Origin of the sequence: Desulfovibrio aminophilus DSM 12254 (assembly GCF_000422565.1) — a bacterium.
In the GTDB taxonomy this organism is placed as follows: Bacteria; Desulfobacterota; Desulfovibrionia; order Desulfovibrionales; family Desulfovibrionaceae; genus Aminidesulfovibrio; species Aminidesulfovibrio aminophilus.
In genome coordinates, this window is sequence record NZ_AUMA01000022.1 from 1 (window position 1) to 18,716 (window position 18,716).

Here is an 18,716-nt window from a genome sequence, read left to right on the forward strand (position 1 = left end):
CTCGCAGCTCAAATTCTGGCGAAGGCTTGCTGCAAAAAATCCTTCTCCACAGTGAGTTGGCCAATCTTGGCGTGAAGCTCTTTGATCCGCGCCTCGTCGCTTTGTTGGGCCTTTTGGGCCTTGCCCGCAAAGCCGACCGCGATCTGCTCCTTGGCCTGCTGCTTCCACTGGGAAACCTGATTGGGATGCACGCCGTACTTGCTGGCAAGCTCGGACAGGGTGTGTTCTCCGGACAGGGCGTCCAGGGCGACTCGGGTCTTGAATTCTGCGGTAAACTTTCTTCGCGGCTTGGACATCAAAAGCCTCCTTCAGGCTTCTTACGTCCACCTTAGCTCATGGTCCAGTTTTCCGAACCCACTTCTAGGTTCTGGCCGTTGCCTCCGATGCCCAGCATGCCGGAGATGGTGGCGTCATAGGTGTCGTTGAGCGGGCAAAGGGTGTTCGGGTTGAAATAGGTGATCTCCACGTTGCCCCCGGTCAGATCGGCCATCTCCTTGAACCAGGGAGTCCAGGCGTTGACCACGGTGGGGTGGGTGTTCATGTAGACGGTGGAGAAGGACAGCTCCATCTTCTTGGCGAAAGCCGCCCCGCCCATCAGAAGCACCGCCAGCAGGGCCGCGACCATGCCCCACATGGGGGCCTTTCTCATCCGCATCCTCATCGCACTCTCCTTCCTCGATTGGTGTGTGCCCCGGGGTCTTCAACCCCGGGGCTTGATGACATCTTTCCGTCAGGCGCAGTCGTGGTGATCCCAGGGCTCACGGCTGTCGCGCGACATGGCCGCCTCCATGCGCTTCAGACCCTCGCGCAACTTCTCCATTTCCTTGTCCTTGAAATGGGGATCGCGCATGGCCTGGTACAGGATAGCACCTTCGCACTGCTCCGGCGCGGGGATGCAGAGCAGATAGCAGATCGTGGGAACCAAGTCCCACAACCAACAGGTGCGCTCCATCTTGTTGTTTTTCTTAATGTTCGGCCCACTGAACAGCAGCAGCGGGCCGAGCTTGCCGGGGCCGGCCTCGGCCGTGGGCAGCATATGGCCATGCTGGGAGCCGAATTCCGGATACAGGGCGTAGACCACGTCTCCGATCCTGTCGCCGTGCAGCCCGAGGATTCGGGCGTCCTTCTTGGGCAGGGCCAGGGCCACGGGACGCTTGCCGGTCTGGGGGTCGACGTAGGTCAGAAGCGCGTCGCAGATCTCGCGCTGGACCTTCTCGTAGTCCTCCGGCTCCACGATGCCTTCGGGATCGCGGCCCTTGAGGTTCACGTAGATGTAGATCTCGCGCTGGGGCACGGCCTTGGAGCGGGCGTAGTCCGGGAGATGCGTGCTCAGGGCCAGCACGTTGGACTCGCTCTCCATGGCCTTGCCGTCGGTCATGTAGGCCAGTCCGGCGGGGGTCAGAGCCTTGTACGGGTCGAAGACCACTCCGTCGGGCGTGGCGCCGTGGTCGGAAACCAGGACCACCAGGGTGTCCTTGTCCGCCTGGGTGAGCAGGCGGGCGAGCATGCGGTCCTCGACCTCGTAGATGCGCTTATGCACGTCCCAGGCCTTCTCACGCTTCTCGGCGTCGTCGCTGACCATGTCCGTGAGCACGAGGTGGTACATCCAGTCAATGGGATGGGAATGCATGTAGAAGAGATCCCACTCGTTGTTCTGCATGAGCGAGATCGCCACCTCGGCGTTCCAGGTGGAGAGGTTCTCGTTCATCTCCACATAGGTGTCGTAGTCGACGGAGCCGAGCAGGCCCATGACCAAGCCGCCGGCCGCGTGGATGGCGCCCTTGGTGATGTCAACGCCCTCGGACTTGTCCAGAGGGTGGATCCAGTCGCCCTTGGTGGGCACCATGGCGCCGATGAGCAGCTTGAACTCGCTGGCGTCGTCGGCGAGCGTGATGAGCTTGCAGCGGAAGAAGACCTCCTCCTTGCCGCCGTCCGCCATGGTGATCTCGGTCACGAGCTGGTCGCTCCACTGGCCCGGGGTCAGGGTGCAGAGCACCTTGTCCCCGCCCTTGCCCGTGGCCAGGACGGCCTTGCCGTACTCGCCGTCCTCGCCAGGCAGGAGCACCCACCAAGTGGCGGGGGCGATTGCGCGCTCGGCCCTGGGGAAGGGCATCTTGACTTCCATCTCCATGGGTGCGTTCCCCATATCCTCCACGCCGTCCCAGCCCTCGGCGTCGACGAACTCGCCGCGGAAACCGTGAGGGTAGAGATCCGTGGAGATGATGGAGTCCTCGCAGAGGAAGTAGTTGGCGTTCAGCGACGGCAAGCCCTTGCGGCTCTCGCCCACGTGGAAGCCGTTGCCGCCCACGGTGATGCCCTTCTTCATCCGCGAAGGAGCCGAACCGGGGTAGGTCATGACGATGCACTTCTTCCCGGCCTTCTCGGCGGCCTCCCAGACCGTCTCGGCCTGGATGCGGTCACGGTCCCAGTTCTGGGTGATGCTCTCGTTGCCCAGGGTTGCGCCCGGGGTGTGGTTGTGGAAGTCCGTGATGCCGTGCGTGCCGTCGGTGGCGCCGGTGGCGATGACGGCCCAGTTCGGGGGGGTCACCGTGGGATATGGCGCCAGGGCGTTGACCGCCAGGGTTCCGCTCTCGAGAAGTTTCTTGAAGGTGGGCAATGCTCCTTCCTTCACATACTTCTCGATCAGGTGCGGCTGGGCGCAATCCAATCCGATAACCATGACCTTCTTAGGAGTCTTAGCCATTTTCTACCCTTTTTTCAAATGCATCGGTTACTTTCCATACCCGTCATACCGGCGGGCTTCCTCAGTCTTTTCCGCAGGAACATCCCACCCGCTCCAAAGCAATCAATGTGCCGCTTTTCACATTTCTACAACATGCTGATTTTAATTAATTAATTTCGAAGCCGCTGGAGCACTCGAAAAAAATTACGGGTCAAAATCGCGCATGTCATACGAAACCGCCCGATTATCTTGGGAAAAAATATCAAAACTCAGCATGGGTCAAAATCGCGCATAAACAAAAAATAAAGCAACAGTCAGTAAAAACTTACCTTTTCAAAAAGAACCGCACACCGAATTCACGCGCCGAACGCTTTTGGGGTACGACATTCCGATCCAATCCAGCCGCATTCGCCCCTTCACGAGCGCATGGTTGCGACAATGCCGTTCAGATCTTCCGCAAGACGGCGCAACCTCTCACCGATGCCGGCGGCCCGCTCCATGGCCTCGGCCGTATCGCGGGCGATGGATCGGACCGTGGCCGAGGTGCGGGCGATCTGCTCCGCGGCTGCGGACTGCTCCTCCGCGGCCGCAGCGATGGCCTGAGACTGGGCGGCCGCCGCCGAGGCCTCGTCGAGGATCGAACGCAGGGCCTCGCCCGCCTGGCGGCTCAGGGCGCCTCCGGTCTCCACCGCCTTGACCGCCACACGCATGGCCGCGTCACATTGACCCACCGCCACCTCGATGGCCCCCGTGGAACCAGCCACCTGCTTGGTGGCCTCGGTCGTCTTCTCCGCCAGTTTGCGCACTTCTCCGGCCACAACCGCGAAGCCTCGTCCGGCCTCGCCCGCGCGGGCGGCCTCGATGGCCGCGTTCAAGGCCAGCAGATTCGTCTGATCCGCGATGTCGTCGATGATGCCGAGGATGTTCGAAATCTCGCGCGCCTGTTCGCCCAGTCGGGCGAGGTTGTCCGCCACTCCGGCGAAGGCCGCATGCACGGAGTCGATGGCCAGGTCCGTCTCCCGGGCCACGGCCGCGCCGCGTTCGCCTTCTTCCCGGACCCGCTCGGACTGGGCGGCCGACATGGAGGCGTTGCGGCTCACCTCCAGAATGGAGGCGTTCATCTGCTCCACGGCCGTGGCCGTCTCTTCGGTGCGTCCGCGCTGCGCCGAGGCGCCCTGCCCGGCCACCTCCACCTGTTCACCCAGGTTCCTGGACTCCTCGCCCAGTTGCCGGACCACCTCACGAGCCCGCTCCGCCGCCCGGGTGATGACCTCGCTTTGCGCCTCGATGCGCGCCTGCTGATCGCGCAGGGTGGTGACCTCGAACCAAAGAGCGATGGAGCCGAAGAGTTCGCCGTCGTCCCCGATGATCGGCGCGGTGGTCGCCTCCACGACCCGACGCTCGCCTGACGGAGTGGTGAAGGCCAGCTCACGGTCGTTGCGGGCCTTGTCACGCAGAGCCAGCCAAAGCAGGGTCTCCCGGCCCTCCTCGCCGAAGACGAAACGGCTGGAGCTCCAGCCCTGGTAGTCCCCGGGATCGCCCGGCTTGCCCATAGCCCCGAGCATTTCCTTGTTGGTGAAGACCAGCCTGTCCTCGGGGTCCACGATGCTCACCGGCACCGGCAGGCAATTCAGCACGCCCTGGGAAAAGCCGAGCCGCGCGCGGAGCATGGCCGACATGCGCAGCACGTTTTCCTTGAGTTCGTCGAATTCGGATCGGTACGAGCCCGCGATGTGCGCATCGAGATCTCCGTCGGCCACGGCGCGGGAATAGTCGCGGATGGCCAGAACCGGGGTCAGGACCAAACGCCGGATCAGGAGCCAGAGCCCACCGCAGAGCAGGATGAGCAGGAGCAACGCGGCGACTCCCAGGGCCACGCGCAAGGGCCCCAACCCACTCAGCAGGTCGGCCCGTCCGGCCCCCACCCAGACAGTCCAGCCCAGGGCGTCCAGAGGGGTGGCGGCGTAGATGGTCGTCACGCCTCGCCAGTCGCACTCCAGCCCCCCGGCCACCTCCCGCGCCCCGGCGAGCACGGTCGGGGTCAGGCCGGACTGGAACGCCAGGTTCGCGTCCGGATGCGCCACGATCCGGCCAGTCCCGTCCTGTACAAAGGCATGGCCCGAAGCCCCGATCCGCACGGGCAGCACGAAGCGTTCCGCGAAGCGCGACCAGTCCAGCAGGCAGCCGACGCCGCCGATCACGCGCCCCTTGTCCCGCAAGGGACGGCCCAGGCCGAGGGCCCTGCCGTCTTTCTCCACTTCGCCGCCGGTGAACGCTTTGTCCTGGCTCACGGTTCGGAACAGCAGGGTATCGGCCACATTTGACCCACACAGATCCTCGCCGGCAGGGCCGCGCCCGACCACCACCTCACCGGCGGAGTTGAACACGAAAAGAGAAACGAACCGGCGGTCGCGCGCGAGCACGCCCTTGAGGAACTCCTCGGCGAAAGGCACAGGGGTCGGATAATACTGGATGGCGCTGACCAATGTCGTCTGGGTCGCGAACTGCTCCATGTCCGCCTGGGCTGATTCCAGGTAGAGGTCCAACGAGGACCGGATGCGGTCGCCGCTTTGGTGCATGACCCGCACCTGCTGATCCAGGAGAAAGGACGACAACCGGGTTTCCAGAACCAGGGCGAATCCGGCCATGCCGGTGGAGACGATCAGAAACACGCACAGGAGCAAGACCCAACGGGCCGACAGTTTTCTCATGAAACCCCCGCCATGCGGCATCAGATGTGTGCGGGGGGCTTAGCCTACAAAGTCCGTGCCTGGGATGAATACATTGATTTTCAACATGTTATCTTGAAGTGAAAAAAATAACACGTGGGACGGTTTCGTCCCAGGCCGCTTGCGGATTGAACATTTCATATTGAAAACAAAAGCAAAATTCTCCAATGAGACACGAATGCCCCATCCCGGCGCAAATCGCCCGGCGTTCTTCATCCCGCACGGGAACGCGGGCGCACGACCTCCTTCACGCCGCACAGTGGACACCCCACGAGGATTTTCCATCCGCCGCGCGGCGATCAGCCATGCTCTATGCTGATCGCCTGCAGCTGAAACAACGCTTCCGTGTGGGCGTAACGCCTGCCCACCCGTCGGACACAGGGCGGGATGGAATGTGGCACCGTGAGGCAACCCCTCCACCAAAAAGACAAAGAGCCCGAAGACTGCGCTTCGGACCCCTTGAAATATGTGGTCCGGCAGGAATCGACCCTCCGGCCTACAGATTAGGAGGCGAAAATTATTTTTCGTATCCTTGTTGATTATATAATATAATTATCTTAATTGAAGGCCAATGGAGACAATATGGAGACAGCAGGTCTCCTGGAGGCTCTCCCGTGGCAGCCTTCCAAAAACGCGTGAACGGCAAGTGGCAGGCCAAAATCCGCCGCGACGGACATCCGCCGGTTTCCAAAACCTTCGCGACCAAAGCCGATGCCGAGGCCTGGGCCCGCGCCCAGGAACGAGAAATGGACCGGGGAGCCTTCATTCCTTCGGATGCCGCGCACAGGACCACGGTCGGGGCCATGCTGGACAGATACCGTGAAGAGGTCTTCCCCCGCTTGGCCCGGGGCGGAAAATTCCTGCAATCCAACCTGGAACGCCTGAAGGCCTCACTCGGCGCGCTGTCCCTGGCGGCCCTGGAGCCGACGCACATCTCCACCGCGCGCGACAACGCGTTGAAGGCAGGGCTCTCCTCCCAAAGCGTGCGGCACAACCTGGGCCTTCTCAACCGGCATCAGGCAAGCAGGATGTTCCACGACGACACGGACGCGCCGGTCCGGCTCCTGGACGCCTTCGAAGGCTTTCACGACCTGCTCAAGGAGCGGTCCACCCAGGCGAGGCTCAAAGGCTGGCGGGAAGTGGCGGGCCTTCTTCGGGAGGGTCGCTCGGATCGCGTCCGCCTCCTCGGGGGGCAGGCCTGGCCCGGCGCCCGGCGTCTCGCGCCTGGGGAAACGGTTCCCGAGGAGCACCTCTTCCTTGAGGCCGCCATAAGAGACATCGAGACCGACGGTCTGCTCCGGCGGCCGGTGAAGGGTTTGGTCTATTCGGGGGCCTTGTCCGAAGCCCAGAGAAGCCAGGTGCTGCGTCCCGGCGACATCCTCTTCTGCTGCAAGGGGGCCGTGGGCATGGTCGCCCTGGCGCCAGAGGATTGCGGGCCGAACTGGATCCCCAGCCAGTCTTTCCAGGTGCTCCGGCCCCGCGACGGCGCGGACCCGATCTGCCTCTTCCACCAGCTCCGGTCGCGGGAGACTCAGGAGCACATCGCCCGGCTCGTCGCCGGCGGCACCGTGCCCCAGATCAAGACCGCGGACATGGGCGACCTGCCCGTGCCGACGCTGTCGCCGGACGAGGCGGAGCGGATACGTTCAAGCCATGCGGAGATCCTGTCTCTGTCCCAAACCATCCGCCAACTGGAAAAGAGACGCGACCTGTTGTTGAAAGACATCGTCGGGTAAGCTGCGCAAACTCCTCGCGCACCATGCAGCGGCACGCAATCGCAACGACAAAGAGAACCACAATCATGGGCAGACAAAAGAGACGCGACATCCAGATATCGGCTGACGAAATAGCGGGTCTCGGCCCCTTTCTTTTTGCCGCCCAGCAGGGCTCCCACGGCCTGTTCGGGAACCGGCGCAAAAAACAACCCGGCCATTTTCTCCTCGCCGACGCATTCGGCAGTGGTCTGATTCCATACAACGGGCTCGTTCTTCCCCTGTCCACATGCTCTGACAGTCGAATGAAGGCCGCCTTCCTTGAACTGCGTCGATTCATGCGCGACGATGGCTGCGGAATTGATCCACGTCCAGAATACAATCTCACCGCCAAGCGTGCAGCCGCTCAACGTCATCTCGACGCGAACCTCGGCGGCGCCGTGCAACTCCATGAAAAAAACCGAATGTCGGGATTCTTGCGATTCAAGCATACCGACAGCCTGTTCCCCGCCCTCGCCGGAAGGTTCGACTATGTCGTGTCATTGGCGACACAGGACGGCGACAGGCTGGCCGGACCCGTTTATGCTCCGTTTGCATGGAACTCGTATGGTTCATTTCTGGAGTGGTTCCACGCCCCGGAAGGTTATGAGGTGAGCGGATGGAACCATGTGCATGTCTTCGCGGTGTTTGATCCGCCGGAACTGTTTCACTTCGACTTCAACGCCGCCTGCCTGCTGGAACGACCGTCTTTCGATCCTTCCCGCCATTTCGTTCCCGCGCCCGGGATGGAAGCGGCATTCCTGGAGATCAGAATGGAGTAGGATGAATCCTCTGGATGCGTCGATTTGGTGCTACGCCATGTCGACGGCGAGACAACCATCGGCATCTCTGAGGTGTTCCAACCGGTTGGCCACCATTGGAGTGGCTGAGAGGCGTGGATTCCGGCGATCTTCCGCTGTGCCTGACCATAGAAGACGAGGGCCCCACGTGGAGACTCGAAGCATATCCTGCAAGGGCCCCGGACCTGATGCTCCTGCGGGTCCATGATCCGTATGACGGTACAGGTGTCCCCCTGGAATGTCTCGTGGGTCAGATGCGATTTGTGGAAGAGCCGCGGACAGCCATGCGTGACTTCTTCGCCTCGGGATTCCAGCCGGATCGCTGGAGTGATGGCGACGACACGGGGTGGCTCCACAAAAAAAGAAGCTCAGCGATCCCTGGTTGATGCGCGATGACTCCGCCGCGTTTCCCCGCCAATGGGGAAGCTGGGGCAAGCCTCCCGACAGAAACCTCGCAACCGGCTCAATGAGCCGGCTGCAAATCCCCTCCGCCGCTTTCCATCCCACAAAGACAAAGCGGCGGCCACCCGCTGGATGGCCGCCGCAGACGGAACGCAACCGCAAAGGAGGAATCCGTCGTGTCCCGTTATTCGCGATCTCCGGTCAGAGGATCTTGTAAGGCAGCCACGTGGCCAGCTTGGGGAACACCTCCAGCAGGAACACGCAGAACAGGTTCAAGGCCGCGAAGGGCATGATCCCCCGGAAGATGGTCTTGAGCGGAATGTCCGGCGCCATGTCATGCATGACGAAGACGTTCACGCCCACGGGCGGCGTCAGCAGGCCGATCTCGCACATGATCACCGCGTAGGTGCCGAACCAGATCGGATCGATGCCGTAATGCTGCACCAGGGGATAGAAGAAGGGGATCGTCAGGATGAGCATCCCGAACATGTCCAGCAGCATCCCGAGAACCAGGTAGATGATGGATATGATGATCAGGAAGCCCACCTTGGAGAGTCCCATGTCGGCCACGAAGGCGACCAGCGCCTGCGAGGCGCCGGTGACCGCCAGGAAGCGGGCCAGCAGATAGCCGGACACGATGATGCCCCAGATCATGGCCGCCACCAAACCGGTGTCGATCATGGCGTCGCGCATGGCCTTCCAGGTCAGCCGCCGCCGGCTGAGGCAGATGAGCAGCACCCCGGCCACGCCCACGCCCGAGGCCTCGGTCGGGGTGAAGAAGCCGCCGTATATGCCGCCGATGATGATGACGAAGATAATCAGCAGACCCCAGGTTCCCTTCAGAGAGCGGATGCGCTCCAGCATGGCATAGGACGCGCCACGAGGGCCAAGCTTGGGATTCAGGCTGCAGCGGATGAAGATGTAGACGCAGTAGAGCATCGTGAGCAGGATGCCCGGGACGACTCCGGCCAGGAACAGCCCGCCGATGGAGGTGTCCGTCAGGACACCGTACATGATGAAGCCCAGGCTCGGCGGGATGAGCACCGCCAGTGTGCCCGCCGAGGTCAACGCTCCCGCGCTGAGCTCGTCGTCATACTTGTAGCGCTTGAGTTCCGGCCGAATGATCGTGCCCATGGTGGCCACCGAGGCCACGCTGGAACCGGTGACCGCGCCGAAGGCCGCGCAGGTGACCGTGGCCGACATGGCCAATCCGCCGGGCAGGAAGCCGATCCAGCGCTCGATGCACTCGAAAAGCTCCTTGGCGATGCCGGTGTGGTAGATCATCTTACCCATGAAGACGAACAACGGAATGCATATGATGATGAAACTCATGCCTTCCTGGTTGACCACCAGGACCGCCTGCTGCATGACCACCGCGAAGCTGGTCACGTAGCTCAGGCCCACGACCGCCACCACGCCCAGGGCGAAGGTGACGGGAACCCCCATGAATAGGAGCGCCACCATGATGGCGAGTCCGATGTATCCGACGGCTACCATGAGTTGTGCTCCTTTTTCGCCGCGACCATGCGCACCGCGTGACGGATCAGCAGGAGAATGAGCAGCGCGCAGCTGACAATGATGATGCCGCTGAGAATCCAAAGGGGAATATGCATCTCGTCCGTGGATTCATTGATGGCGAGCTGGTACGGGATATCCCGCATCGCCTGGAAGGCGATGGTTCCGTAGAAGATGCCGCCGCAAATGACCGTCAAGGCGTCGGATATCCTGCGGAACCACGCCGGGAGGGCGTTGTAGAGCAGGTCCATCCGAATGTGGCGGTCCTTCTGCCAGCAATTGGCCTGACAGCAGAGCACCAGGGTGAAGAGCATGATGCCGCACGCCTCCTGGGACCAGGTGAGGCCGCTGTTCAGGATATAGCGCATCACGACTTCGGTGCAGATGAAGACCGTCATCAGCGGGATCGTGACGAGCGTCGCGCATTTGTGCAGGAGTACCGCCGCCTTGCCCGGAAGGGAGTCTTCCTGGGCGAAGACGCTCGGCTTGCCGGCGTGGATGTCGCCCGGATCGATTTCCTGCGGCGTCGTTGCCTGGGTATTCATTCCTCCTCCTCTCTCCCTCGTGACGGGCGCTTGCACGCAAGGCGCAAGCGCCCTTGGTCTCAGTTTAGAAATCGACGATTCCGGGCAGCGGGTTCTTGGTGACCAGATCGAACACCTGTTCCGGGGTCATGGCGCTGTACTTGGCGTCCAGCTCGCGCAGTTCCGTCACCAACTGGCGGGCCGGAAGCCCCTTGGCCTCGTTTTCCTTGACGAAATTCTCCCACATGGGCTCCACGGCCTTCTTGAAGCGCGCCATCTCCTCGGGAGCCAGCTCGATCATCTCAACACCGTTCTCCTTGAGCGTCTTGCGGGCCGCGATGTCATCCAGGTCATAGGCCACGGCGGCCATCTGCGAGGCCTGGCGCAGCTTGGCATACATGAACTTCTTCATCTCCGGCGAGAGCTTCTTGAAGAACTGGGGGCTCATGGCGTAGGGCACACCCATACGGGTCAGGGCGATGCGGGTGTGGTACTTGCCGACCTCATACAGCCGATAAGAGACCATGCTGCTGTCTGGATACAGCACCGCGTCCACCACGCCGTTCTGGAAGGCGGTGTAGGACTCGGAGGACTGGACCATGACCGGCACCGCGCCTAAAAGTTCCAGCGTGGTGGAACACAGACCGCCGAAGGAGCGGATCTTCATGCCCTTGAGATCTTCCAGCTTGTGGACGGGCTTCTTGGTGATGAGATTGTATTCCGAGGTGGTGACCCAGCAACCGAGGAGCACACCCATCTTCTCGTATTCCTGCTTGAAATACTTCGGATAGAGGGTCTCCATGGCCAGAACGCCGCCATGCTGGGAGCTGAGAGCGTACGGCAGGTCGTTGATGTGGCTCAGGCTGAACGACGCAGGCTGATATCCGGGATAGGCATGGGTCAGGTCGCAGATGTCGGTCATGGCGGCGCGGAAGCCGTGCTTCGCCGTATGCAGAACACCGTTGAGATAGTTTTTGAAGACGATTTTCCCGTTGCTTTCCTTCTCGACAAGTTCCTCCCACCTTTTGAAGCCTTCCTTGAACACGGGATAGCTTTCCGGGTAATAGGCGGAGAAGCGGAACTCCACGGGTCCATCCGCCAGGGCCGGCAGACTGGCGAAGAGGGCGAGGACGCATAGCGCCGCAAGGGCCTTGAGGGTCTTCATGACGTTACCTCTTGTATTTTATTGTTTGTATTCAGCACATTCACTCTGCTGCATCGGATTCTCTTCCTCATCCCTCCTTCCATGTACCAGGACTTCAAGATCACAGCCTCGCAACACCGTTACAGCCCGCCCCGTCTCCGGGGTCGTGGACGACGGGCGGCTGTATTCCTTTTCCAGGGCGCCGTACTTGGTCAATCCGAACTCGTGATACGGCATGATCTCCACCTTGCGCAGACCGACTTCGGCCAGAAACGAGCCAAGGGCGCGCAAGTTTTCCAGCGTGTCGTTGAACCCGGGAATGAGCGGCAGGCGAATCAGCACGGGAAAACCGATCCGCCCCAGTTCCCGGGCGTTGCGCAGAATCGGCTCGTTGCCCAGGCCGGTGGCCTCCTTGTGCCGGAAACTCTCCATGTGCTTGATGTCCAGGAGGATCAGATCCAACTGCGGCAGCATCTCGCGCAGCACGTCCCAGGGGGCGCAACCGCTGGTGTCCAGGCAGGTATGGAAGCCGAGTTCGCCGTGCAGCCGCGTGAGCACGGACAGCAGGAACCCGGGCTGGGCCAGGGCCTCGCCACCGCCGCAGGTGACGCCGCCGCCGCTCTGCATGAAGATCCGCCAGTGCTGGCGCACCTCATCGCAGGCTTCATCGACGGTCATGACCCGGCCGGAAAGCGCCCGGGCGTTCTGAAGGCAGACCGAAACGCACCGGCCGCACGCCTGGCACAGGTCGCGGCGCATGTGAACGCCGTCCCCGGACAGAACGATGGCTTGGCTGGGACAGGCTGCGGCGCAAGCGCCGCAGCCGATGCAGAGGTTCTTGTAAAACATGAGCTGGGGATACCGGCTCTGGGACTCTGGATTGCTGCACCATCGACAAGACAAGGGACACCCCTTGAAGAAGATGGTTGATCGCACTCCAGGACCGTCGTGCAGGCTGTAATGCTGGATGTCGAAAACGACGCCGCTGTCTTCGTGCTTCATGGCATTACCCAAGCATCTCGCTGTTTCCGATCACTGCTTACTTCTTGCAGCATGAAACGACGATTCCCTTGCCTTCCTCAATGGATATGACCGCATCCCGCATGGACTCGTACAAGATCCTGTCGACCACGATGGTCAGGCCGTCGATGTCCAACTTCATGTCTTCCTTCTCGTCGAAGGCATCATCCAGGGTGACCCCCAGGTTGAGCTTGACCGAACAGCCGCCGCCGCAGGCCTGACGCCCGACGCGGATGAAACTGTCCCCGCATCCATCCAGGAATTCAATCATTTTCTCTTTAGCTTCCGGCGTGATCCGCATTGTTTCTCTCCTTGAACGGTTCTGGATCGCGACGCCCGGAGCAGCCTCTCCGGGCGTCGCGTGTCGGGGTTAGAATCTCTGCTCGGTACGGGCGATGATCTCGTTCTGCACCCCCTTGTGCAGCCGCGTGAAGTAGGCGCTGAAACCCGCCACGCGCACCGTCAGCGTCTTGTGGTCTTCCGGCTTGTCCTGCGCCTTGCGCAGGGTGTCGGAGCTGACGATGTTGAACTGGATGTGCGACCCGCCCATGTCCATGTAGGCCTTGATGAGCGAAAGCAGCTTGCGGGCTCCCGCGATCCCTTCCACGCTGGTGGGGTGGAACTTCATGTTGAAGTGATTCGAGCCGTACTTGACCGTGTCCAGGGCCTGTGCCGCGGAGCTGATCAGGGCCAGGGGGCCCTTCTTGTCCGTGCCGGGCATGGCCGAAACGCTGGCGTCCGTGAGAGGCATGCCCTTGGCGCGTCCATTGGGCAACGCGCCGGTCAGCATGCCGAAGTAGTTGTGGATGGACAGCGAGTAGGCCTCGATGTTGGCGATATGCTTGCCGTAGTAGTTCGCATCGACGGCGCGGAAATGGTCCATGGCGTCGTCGTAGACTCGCCGCACCAGGGCGTCCACTGCCGGATCGGCGTTGCCGTGCTTGGGAGCGTTGAGGCACATGGCCTTGACGTCCTCATGACCCTCGAAGTTGGCGTCCAAGGCCTCCATGAGGCGGGCCATGGTCAACTGGCGGGTGTCGAAGACGAGATGCCTGATGGCCGCCAGGGAGTTGGCCGCGTCCACGCCGGCGGTGCTGATGACGTAATACAGGTAGTAGTCCGGGCCGCCGTCGTATTCGTGCTTGCCGCGCTTCAGGCATCCGCCGTACATGGCCGAGCGGAAGGGGCCGGGCACGGTGTCGCCCAGGGCCTTGTTGGAGATGGATCCGTAGGGGCGGATCTTCTCGAACATGTGCCGAACCTGAGCGCTGTAGGCCGCGAAGACCTGTTCGAAATCGGAGAACTGGAGCGGGTCGCCGGTGTGCGCGCCGATCTGCTTCCTGGTTTCAGGATCGCGCCCGTCGTGCAGCGCGAGTTCCATGCATTTCGCCAAGTTGAAGGACGCGTTCTCACGGATGAAGGCGGTCTTTCCGGCCACGCCCGTGCCCACGCAACTCATGTTGATGCAGTTGCGCGCATCCTCGATGGTGATGCCGCACCGGGCATGGCGGGTCAAAAGCCGTTCGATGATGATCTTGGTGTTCATCCACTGCGGCTGTCCCAGGCCGGTGCGTTCGAGCTCAATGGCCTTGAGCAGGAAATCCTCCTTGAGCGCGTCGTGATAAAGCACGGTGATGGTGGGCTGGATGTTGCGCAGGTCGATCTGGGTGTCGAGCAACAGGTAGTCCAGTTCCGCGGTGGCGTCCTTGCCCGCGGCGTCGAGACCGCCCACGTTGATGGTGTGGCCCGTGTGGCCGGAGGTCAGCTGGGAATAGGAGATGCCCTGATAGTAGCCGTACTCCAGGATCTTCACGAACAGACACTTGAGCCAGGCGATGGCGTCGTCCCGGGTCAGGCCGTTCGCCTTGTCCGCCTGATAGTAGGGATCGAGGTACTGGCCCAGACGTCCCGGGGAGGAGCCGCAGCCGCTTTGCTCGATCTGGATGCCCAAGTGCAGGAACCACCAGGACTGCACGGCCTCGCGGAAGTTGCGCGGCGCATGCTCCGGCACGTGGCGGCAGACATTGGCGATCTCAAGCAGTTCGGCCTTGCGCACGGGGTCGTCGGCCTGTCCGGCCATCTCCTCGGCCAAGTCGGCATAGCGGTTGGCCAGATGCACCAGGGCTCGCAGGGAAATGAGCACGGCGCGATAGAAGTCGATGCGTGAGGTGTTTTCGTCCGTCACCGACAAGCCGCGCAACGTCTCTTCCGTCTCATTGATGATTTCGGCCAGGCCTCGATTGATGAACATGGCGTAGTCCACGTTGCCCGCACCGACCGTGAAGGTCGTGGTCTCCGTGAACAGGCCGGACTTGATGTCGTCCTTGGGGTCGTAGCCATGCATCTGGCGCGACAGTTCATGCGCCTTGGCCGTTGCGCTGCGGGTCTTGAAAAACTTGGCCGCCTCGCGCATGAGGGCCTTTTCCTCGTCGGTGATGTCCACCTTGCCCAGGTGGCTCATCATGGCCTGGTTCATCTCCTTGATGATCCACTCGGAATCCCATTCCGGATAAATGTAGACACCGGCGGGGCGGCTGGTGACCGTGCCGACGATGGGGTTGTCGTCGATATAGAGCTTCTTCCTGCTCAACAGGTTCTCAAAAATCTTAGCCCTCAGGATGATGACCGGTTCGTTCGAATGTTCCTTGTATGTATCAAGGAGACACGACAGGCGTTCTATATCTACTTTCTGCGGCGCATTATAAAGAAACTCCTTCATCTTCGCCACAGCGTCCAGACAGCGTTTGCGCTGAACGGCATTCGTCAACAACCCATCAGGGTCATGTGCCCCTCCGCAAGCGGCTCCTTGCGTCGACAAAAGCGATTCATCCTTTCCAATGTCCTGTATAGCACTCATGATGAGCCTCTCCTGTATACGGTTATGCATGCAAAATGCAGCGTGAGCTTGTCCCGAAAAGAGCAAGCAGCATGCCACAATAATAAAATAAATAATTTTAGGTTATTAAGATGTTTCAGCTCAGTGGCCGGTAGACGAAACATCCCAAAGATGGGAGAATATTTTCAAAAATGGAGCTCTCACCAGAGCCCTCCGCCAACGTGCGAGGAGAACGAAGCATGCCCATCACCCCCCCCTATCGTTTCGCGGTGGTCACCCATATTCCCAACATGCCGCAGATCATGCGGAGTTTCACGGATGCCCCCGGTTTCACCCTGGAATTCTTTACCTTCTCATATCAACACCCGCTCCTCGCGGCCCAGCGGCTCCTGGACCAGGGCTATGAGGTCATCCTGTATTACAGCTCCCTCGGATCCTCGATCCTGAATGAACTCGGGCGGTCGGTCGTCGTGATCCAGAAAACCGACGTGGATATCATCAAGGCCCTGGCGGAGGCGAAGAAGATCGCCCCGAGGATCGCTTTGACTGTAAATAAGGACGACAACTTCGACACCTCCTTCGTGGAAAGTCTGCTCGACGTCCGCATCATGGAAATCCGCTTCGATTCCCTGGACAGCCTGTCGGATGGACTCAGCACCGCCATCGCGGAAGGCATGGACGTTCTTGTCGGCGGTGGCATGAGCGCCGCAATGGCCAAGAAAAACGGCATTCCCTTCGTGCGCATCGAGCCGAATCTGCACAGCATCAGCCTGGCCATCGCCCAGGCGAAAGCCATCGCCAACGCCCAGCGCGTGGAACGCGAGAGTCTGGACAAGCTGGTGGCCGTGCTCAAGCTGTTCCGGGAAGGTGTGCTGTGCGTGAACGAACAGGGGGCAACGGTATTCAGCAATTCCAAGGCAGCTGAACTGCTGAAGGTCGGCCAATTCGGCAAAAGCGGCCCAGACTTCAGCCGACATCACCAGGCGTTGATGATCAGCGACGTGCTCACCGACGGCGAACCCCGGGAGGACTGTGTCGTCAAAATACACGGGGAACAGTTCGTGGTGACCACGCTGCCCGTTTCCGTCCATTCAGGTCTTCAGGGCGCCGTGGCCTTCATCAGCGACGTGAACGCCATCCACAACATGGCCGGACAACTCCGGGAAAGTCAGCGCCCCGACGGTTTTGTGGCCCATTTTCGGGTGGAGGACATTCGGGGAGAATCTCCGGCCATGCTCCGGCTCAAGCGCATGGCCCGGCTGTACGCGCCGCACAACGCGGCGGTCTGGATTCACGGCGAAACCGGATCGGGCAAGGAACTGCTGGCCCAATCCCTCCACAACGCCAGCCCGCGCGCCCGACACCCGTTCGTGGCGGTCAACTGCGCCGCCCTGCCCGAATCCCTGTTGGAAAGCGAACTTTTCGGCTATGCCGAGGGAGCCTTCACCGGCGCCAAACGCGGCGGCAAACCGGGCGTGTTCGAGATGGCCCACAAGGGAACGCTGTTTCTCGACGAAATCGGGGACATGGGGCTGGAAACACAATCACGCCTTCTGCGCATTCTCGAAACCAAAGAGCTTGTTCGGGTGGGCGGCGACCGGGTCATCCCCGTGGATATCCGGGTTCTGAGCGCCTCTCACAAACCGCTCCCGCAGCTCGTGCGGGAGAACAGATTCCGCCGCGATCTGTTTTACCGTCTGGCCGCCCTCCGCCTGCACATCCCCCCGCTCCGGGAACGTCCGTCCGACATTCCCCTTCTGCTGGATGACATCCTGCGGCGATACGGCAGCTCGCACCAGGATCTGACGGCGCCCATGCTTCAGGCCATGCGCGAATACTCCTGGCCCGGCAACATCCGCGAGCTGCGCTCCTTCGTGGAAAGCTATCTGATCCTTCTCGGCGGCAAACCCACGGACCAGACATTGTTCATGGAACTTCTCGAGAGCTGGTCGTGCGACCAGGAACCGGACACAGATGAAAATACTCCTCGTCCGGCGATGCCGCATGGCGAGGCGGACCTCAAGAGCCAACTGACCCTGGCACGTCGGGACATTGCCACGCGCATGCTCCATGAATCCGGCGGAAACAAGCGACTGGCGGCATCACGCCTGGGCATCAGCTACAACACCCTCTGGCGCATCCTGGAGAACGTCTCGGAAGACAAAACATGATCGCACCAATAATACCACGCTTGCAGCCAAGGCGAAGCGCCGGAGGCAGAGAGCGTCCCCGGTGCCGGCGAATGCGAATGCCGCGCGGAGTGGTTCGCAGGAGTTCCGCCAGTTCCTCTATCGTCAGCAGCTTATCCACGAGCGTTTCACCTCATCTTCACGTCGTTTCCCCCTGCTTCGCTGCGGACCCTCTCCCCTGAAATCCGCGTGATTCATCAGTTGCCATCCATACGCGGCAACATATTTGAATAAATAATATTTTTTCACACAATCACCAGACATCACTCCCTCCTCCCGTTCGCTACAATGGGCGCAGGCGCCAGAACCAAAAATCCCACTCACCGCTTATCTCAGCCTGACATCCACATCTTCGCGGCATGGAAAAATGGAGACACTCCGGGGACGGAACCAGTAAAACTGGGGTGAAATCCCCAGCGACAACATGGAGACAATATGGAAACAGCGGCAGGCGAAAAATGCCGAGTACGGCTCGAAAAACAAAAAACGGACAGTCTTACAACCATCCGTTTTTCATTTATTTTCTGGTGTCCGGCAGGAACTAAATTATTGCCTCAACATATTAACAAAGAACACTTTTTCAGATTTGATTTTTTATAGTTGTCCGGTTTGTTGTCCGGTTTGAAAACTCGCTGCCCCCTCCCTGCCGGAGGGTGAACAGGCCCGCCTCCTGCCAGGTTCCAGCCTATGCGGCGTACTTCTCCGGCAGGCCGGGAAGAGGGGCAACGTCCTTCAAGCCCGGCGTCTCCCGCTCGGCCTCCCACAGGTCGCGCTTGCGCTGGAGATTCAGCCACAATTCCGGCGTGGTGTTGAAGGCTCGGGCAAGGCGTAGGGCCATGCCCGACGTGATGCAGGCCCGTTCATGGATCACCTGGGAAAGATGCTTGCGGCTGATTCCCAGGTGCGCGGCAAGGGCGGTCACGGTCAGGTTCAGCGGCTCCATATAGTCCCGAAGGATGATAGCCCCGGGATGGGTCGGCTTGCGGGTTTTGGCGCTCATGGCGAGGCTCCTAGTGGTAGTCCTGATAGTTCACAACGTGGGCGTCTCCGTTCTCGAAGCGGAAGGTCAGCCGCCAGTTGCCGGACACCTTCACGGACCAATGCCCGGAAAGCGCACCCTTCA

The 18,716-nt window shown here is 61.1% G+C and carries 15 protein-coding genes; 3 read left to right on the forward strand and 12 right to left on the reverse strand.

What is annotated here, in order from left to right; genetic code table 11:
- Nucleotides 1–8: 8 nt before the first annotated feature.
- From H587_RS0112280 to H587_RS0112295, 4 genes are all read right to left on the reverse strand, one after another.
- Nucleotides 9–296 carry a transposase gene (locus H587_RS0112280; protein ID WP_027176521.1) on the reverse strand — a complete coding sequence of 96 codons (288 nt, stop codon included), beginning with the start codon at nucleotides 294–296 and terminating at the stop codon, nucleotides 9–11.
- A gap of 32 nt (nucleotides 297–328) precedes the next feature.
- Nucleotides 329–655, reverse strand: a complete 327-nt coding sequence (locus tag H587_RS0112285) for a type 2 periplasmic-binding domain-containing protein (RefSeq protein WP_156904549.1) — start codon at nucleotides 653–655, stop codon at nucleotides 329–331.
- Between the two features lie 75 nt (nucleotides 656–730).
- Nucleotides 731–2,704: an alkaline phosphatase family protein gene (locus H587_RS18500; protein WP_084630703.1), complete on the reverse strand. Its 1,974-nt coding sequence runs from the start codon at nucleotides 2,702–2,704 to the stop codon at nucleotides 731–733.
- Between the two features lie 395 nt (nucleotides 2,705–3,099).
- Entirely contained in the window at nucleotides 3,100–5,394 is a 2,295-nt protein-coding gene (locus H587_RS0112295) for a methyl-accepting chemotaxis protein (protein ID WP_027176523.1), read from the reverse strand.
- A gap of 632 nt (nucleotides 5,395–6,026) precedes the next feature.
- Here H587_RS0112295 and H587_RS19770 point away from each other — a divergent pair.
- Both H587_RS19770 and H587_RS0112305 read left to right on the forward strand, forming a co-directional pair.
- The gene (locus H587_RS19770) at nucleotides 6,027–7,148 is read left to right on the forward strand and encodes a restriction endonuclease subunit S (protein ID WP_051202775.1); all 1,122 of its coding nucleotides are present in this window, start codon (nucleotides 6,027–6,029) and stop codon (nucleotides 7,146–7,148) included.
- A 65-nt stretch (nucleotides 7,149–7,213) separates the two neighbouring features.
- Nucleotides 7,214–7,945, forward strand: a complete 732-nt coding sequence (locus tag H587_RS0112305; protein WP_027176524.1) for a hypothetical protein — start codon at nucleotides 7,214–7,216, stop codon at nucleotides 7,943–7,945.
- Between the two features lie 621 nt (nucleotides 7,946–8,566).
- Here H587_RS0112305 and H587_RS0112310 read toward each other — a convergent pair.
- The 6 genes from H587_RS0112310 to H587_RS18515 form a co-directional block, all read right to left on the reverse strand.
- A complete protein-coding gene (locus H587_RS0112310) occupies nucleotides 8,567–9,862 on the reverse strand; it encodes a TRAP transporter large permease (protein WP_027176525.1) in 1,296 nt (431 codons plus the stop codon).
- On the reverse strand, nucleotides 9,856–10,425 hold the full coding sequence (locus H587_RS0112315; RefSeq protein ID WP_027176526.1) for a TRAP transporter small permease: 570 nt from the start codon (nucleotides 10,423–10,425) through the stop codon (nucleotides 9,856–9,858). Before H587_RS0112315 ends, H587_RS0112310 begins: the two co-directional genes overlap by 7 nt.
- Nucleotides 10,426–10,489: 64 nt before the next feature.
- Nucleotides 10,490–11,569: a TRAP transporter substrate-binding protein gene (locus H587_RS0112320; protein WP_027176527.1), complete on the reverse strand. Its 1,080-nt coding sequence runs from the start codon at nucleotides 11,567–11,569 to the stop codon at nucleotides 10,490–10,492.
- Nucleotides 11,570–11,587: 18 nt separating this feature from the next.
- Entirely contained in the window at nucleotides 11,588–12,550 is a 963-nt protein-coding gene (locus tag H587_RS18510; protein WP_051202777.1) for a glycyl-radical enzyme activating protein, read from the reverse strand.
- 37 nt (nucleotides 12,551–12,587) lie between these two features.
- Nucleotides 12,588–12,869, reverse strand: a complete 282-nt coding sequence (locus H587_RS0112330; protein ID WP_027176528.1) for an iron-sulfur cluster assembly accessory protein — start codon at nucleotides 12,867–12,869, stop codon at nucleotides 12,588–12,590.
- 69 nt (nucleotides 12,870–12,938) lie between these two features.
- Complete coding sequence (locus tag H587_RS18515) at nucleotides 12,939–15,455, reverse strand: glycyl radical protein (protein WP_342662374.1); 2,517 nt, start codon at nucleotides 15,453–15,455, stop codon at nucleotides 12,939–12,941.
- A gap of 188 nt (nucleotides 15,456–15,643) precedes the next feature.
- On the opposite strand from H587_RS18515, the gene H587_RS18520 reads away from it, so the two are divergent.
- Nucleotides 15,644–17,575: a sigma 54-interacting transcriptional regulator gene (locus H587_RS18520; protein ID WP_051202782.1), complete on the forward strand. Its 1,932-nt coding sequence runs from the start codon at nucleotides 15,644–15,646 to the stop codon at nucleotides 17,573–17,575.
- 703 nt (nucleotides 17,576–18,278) lie between these two features.
- Here the strand turns inward: H587_RS18520 and H587_RS0112345 are convergent.
- Together H587_RS0112345 and H587_RS20320 are read right to left on the reverse strand one after the other, a co-directional pair.
- Nucleotides 18,279–18,593 (reverse strand): HigA family addiction module antitoxin, encoded by a 315-nt coding sequence (locus H587_RS0112345; protein WP_027176320.1) that lies wholly within the window; start codon nucleotides 18,591–18,593, stop codon nucleotides 18,279–18,281.
- Between the two features lie 10 nt (nucleotides 18,594–18,603).
- Nucleotides 18,604–18,716, reverse strand: a 113-nt coding sequence (locus tag H587_RS20320; protein WP_211219509.1) for a type II toxin-antitoxin system RelE/ParE family toxin, incomplete at its 5' end; no start/stop codon positions are given.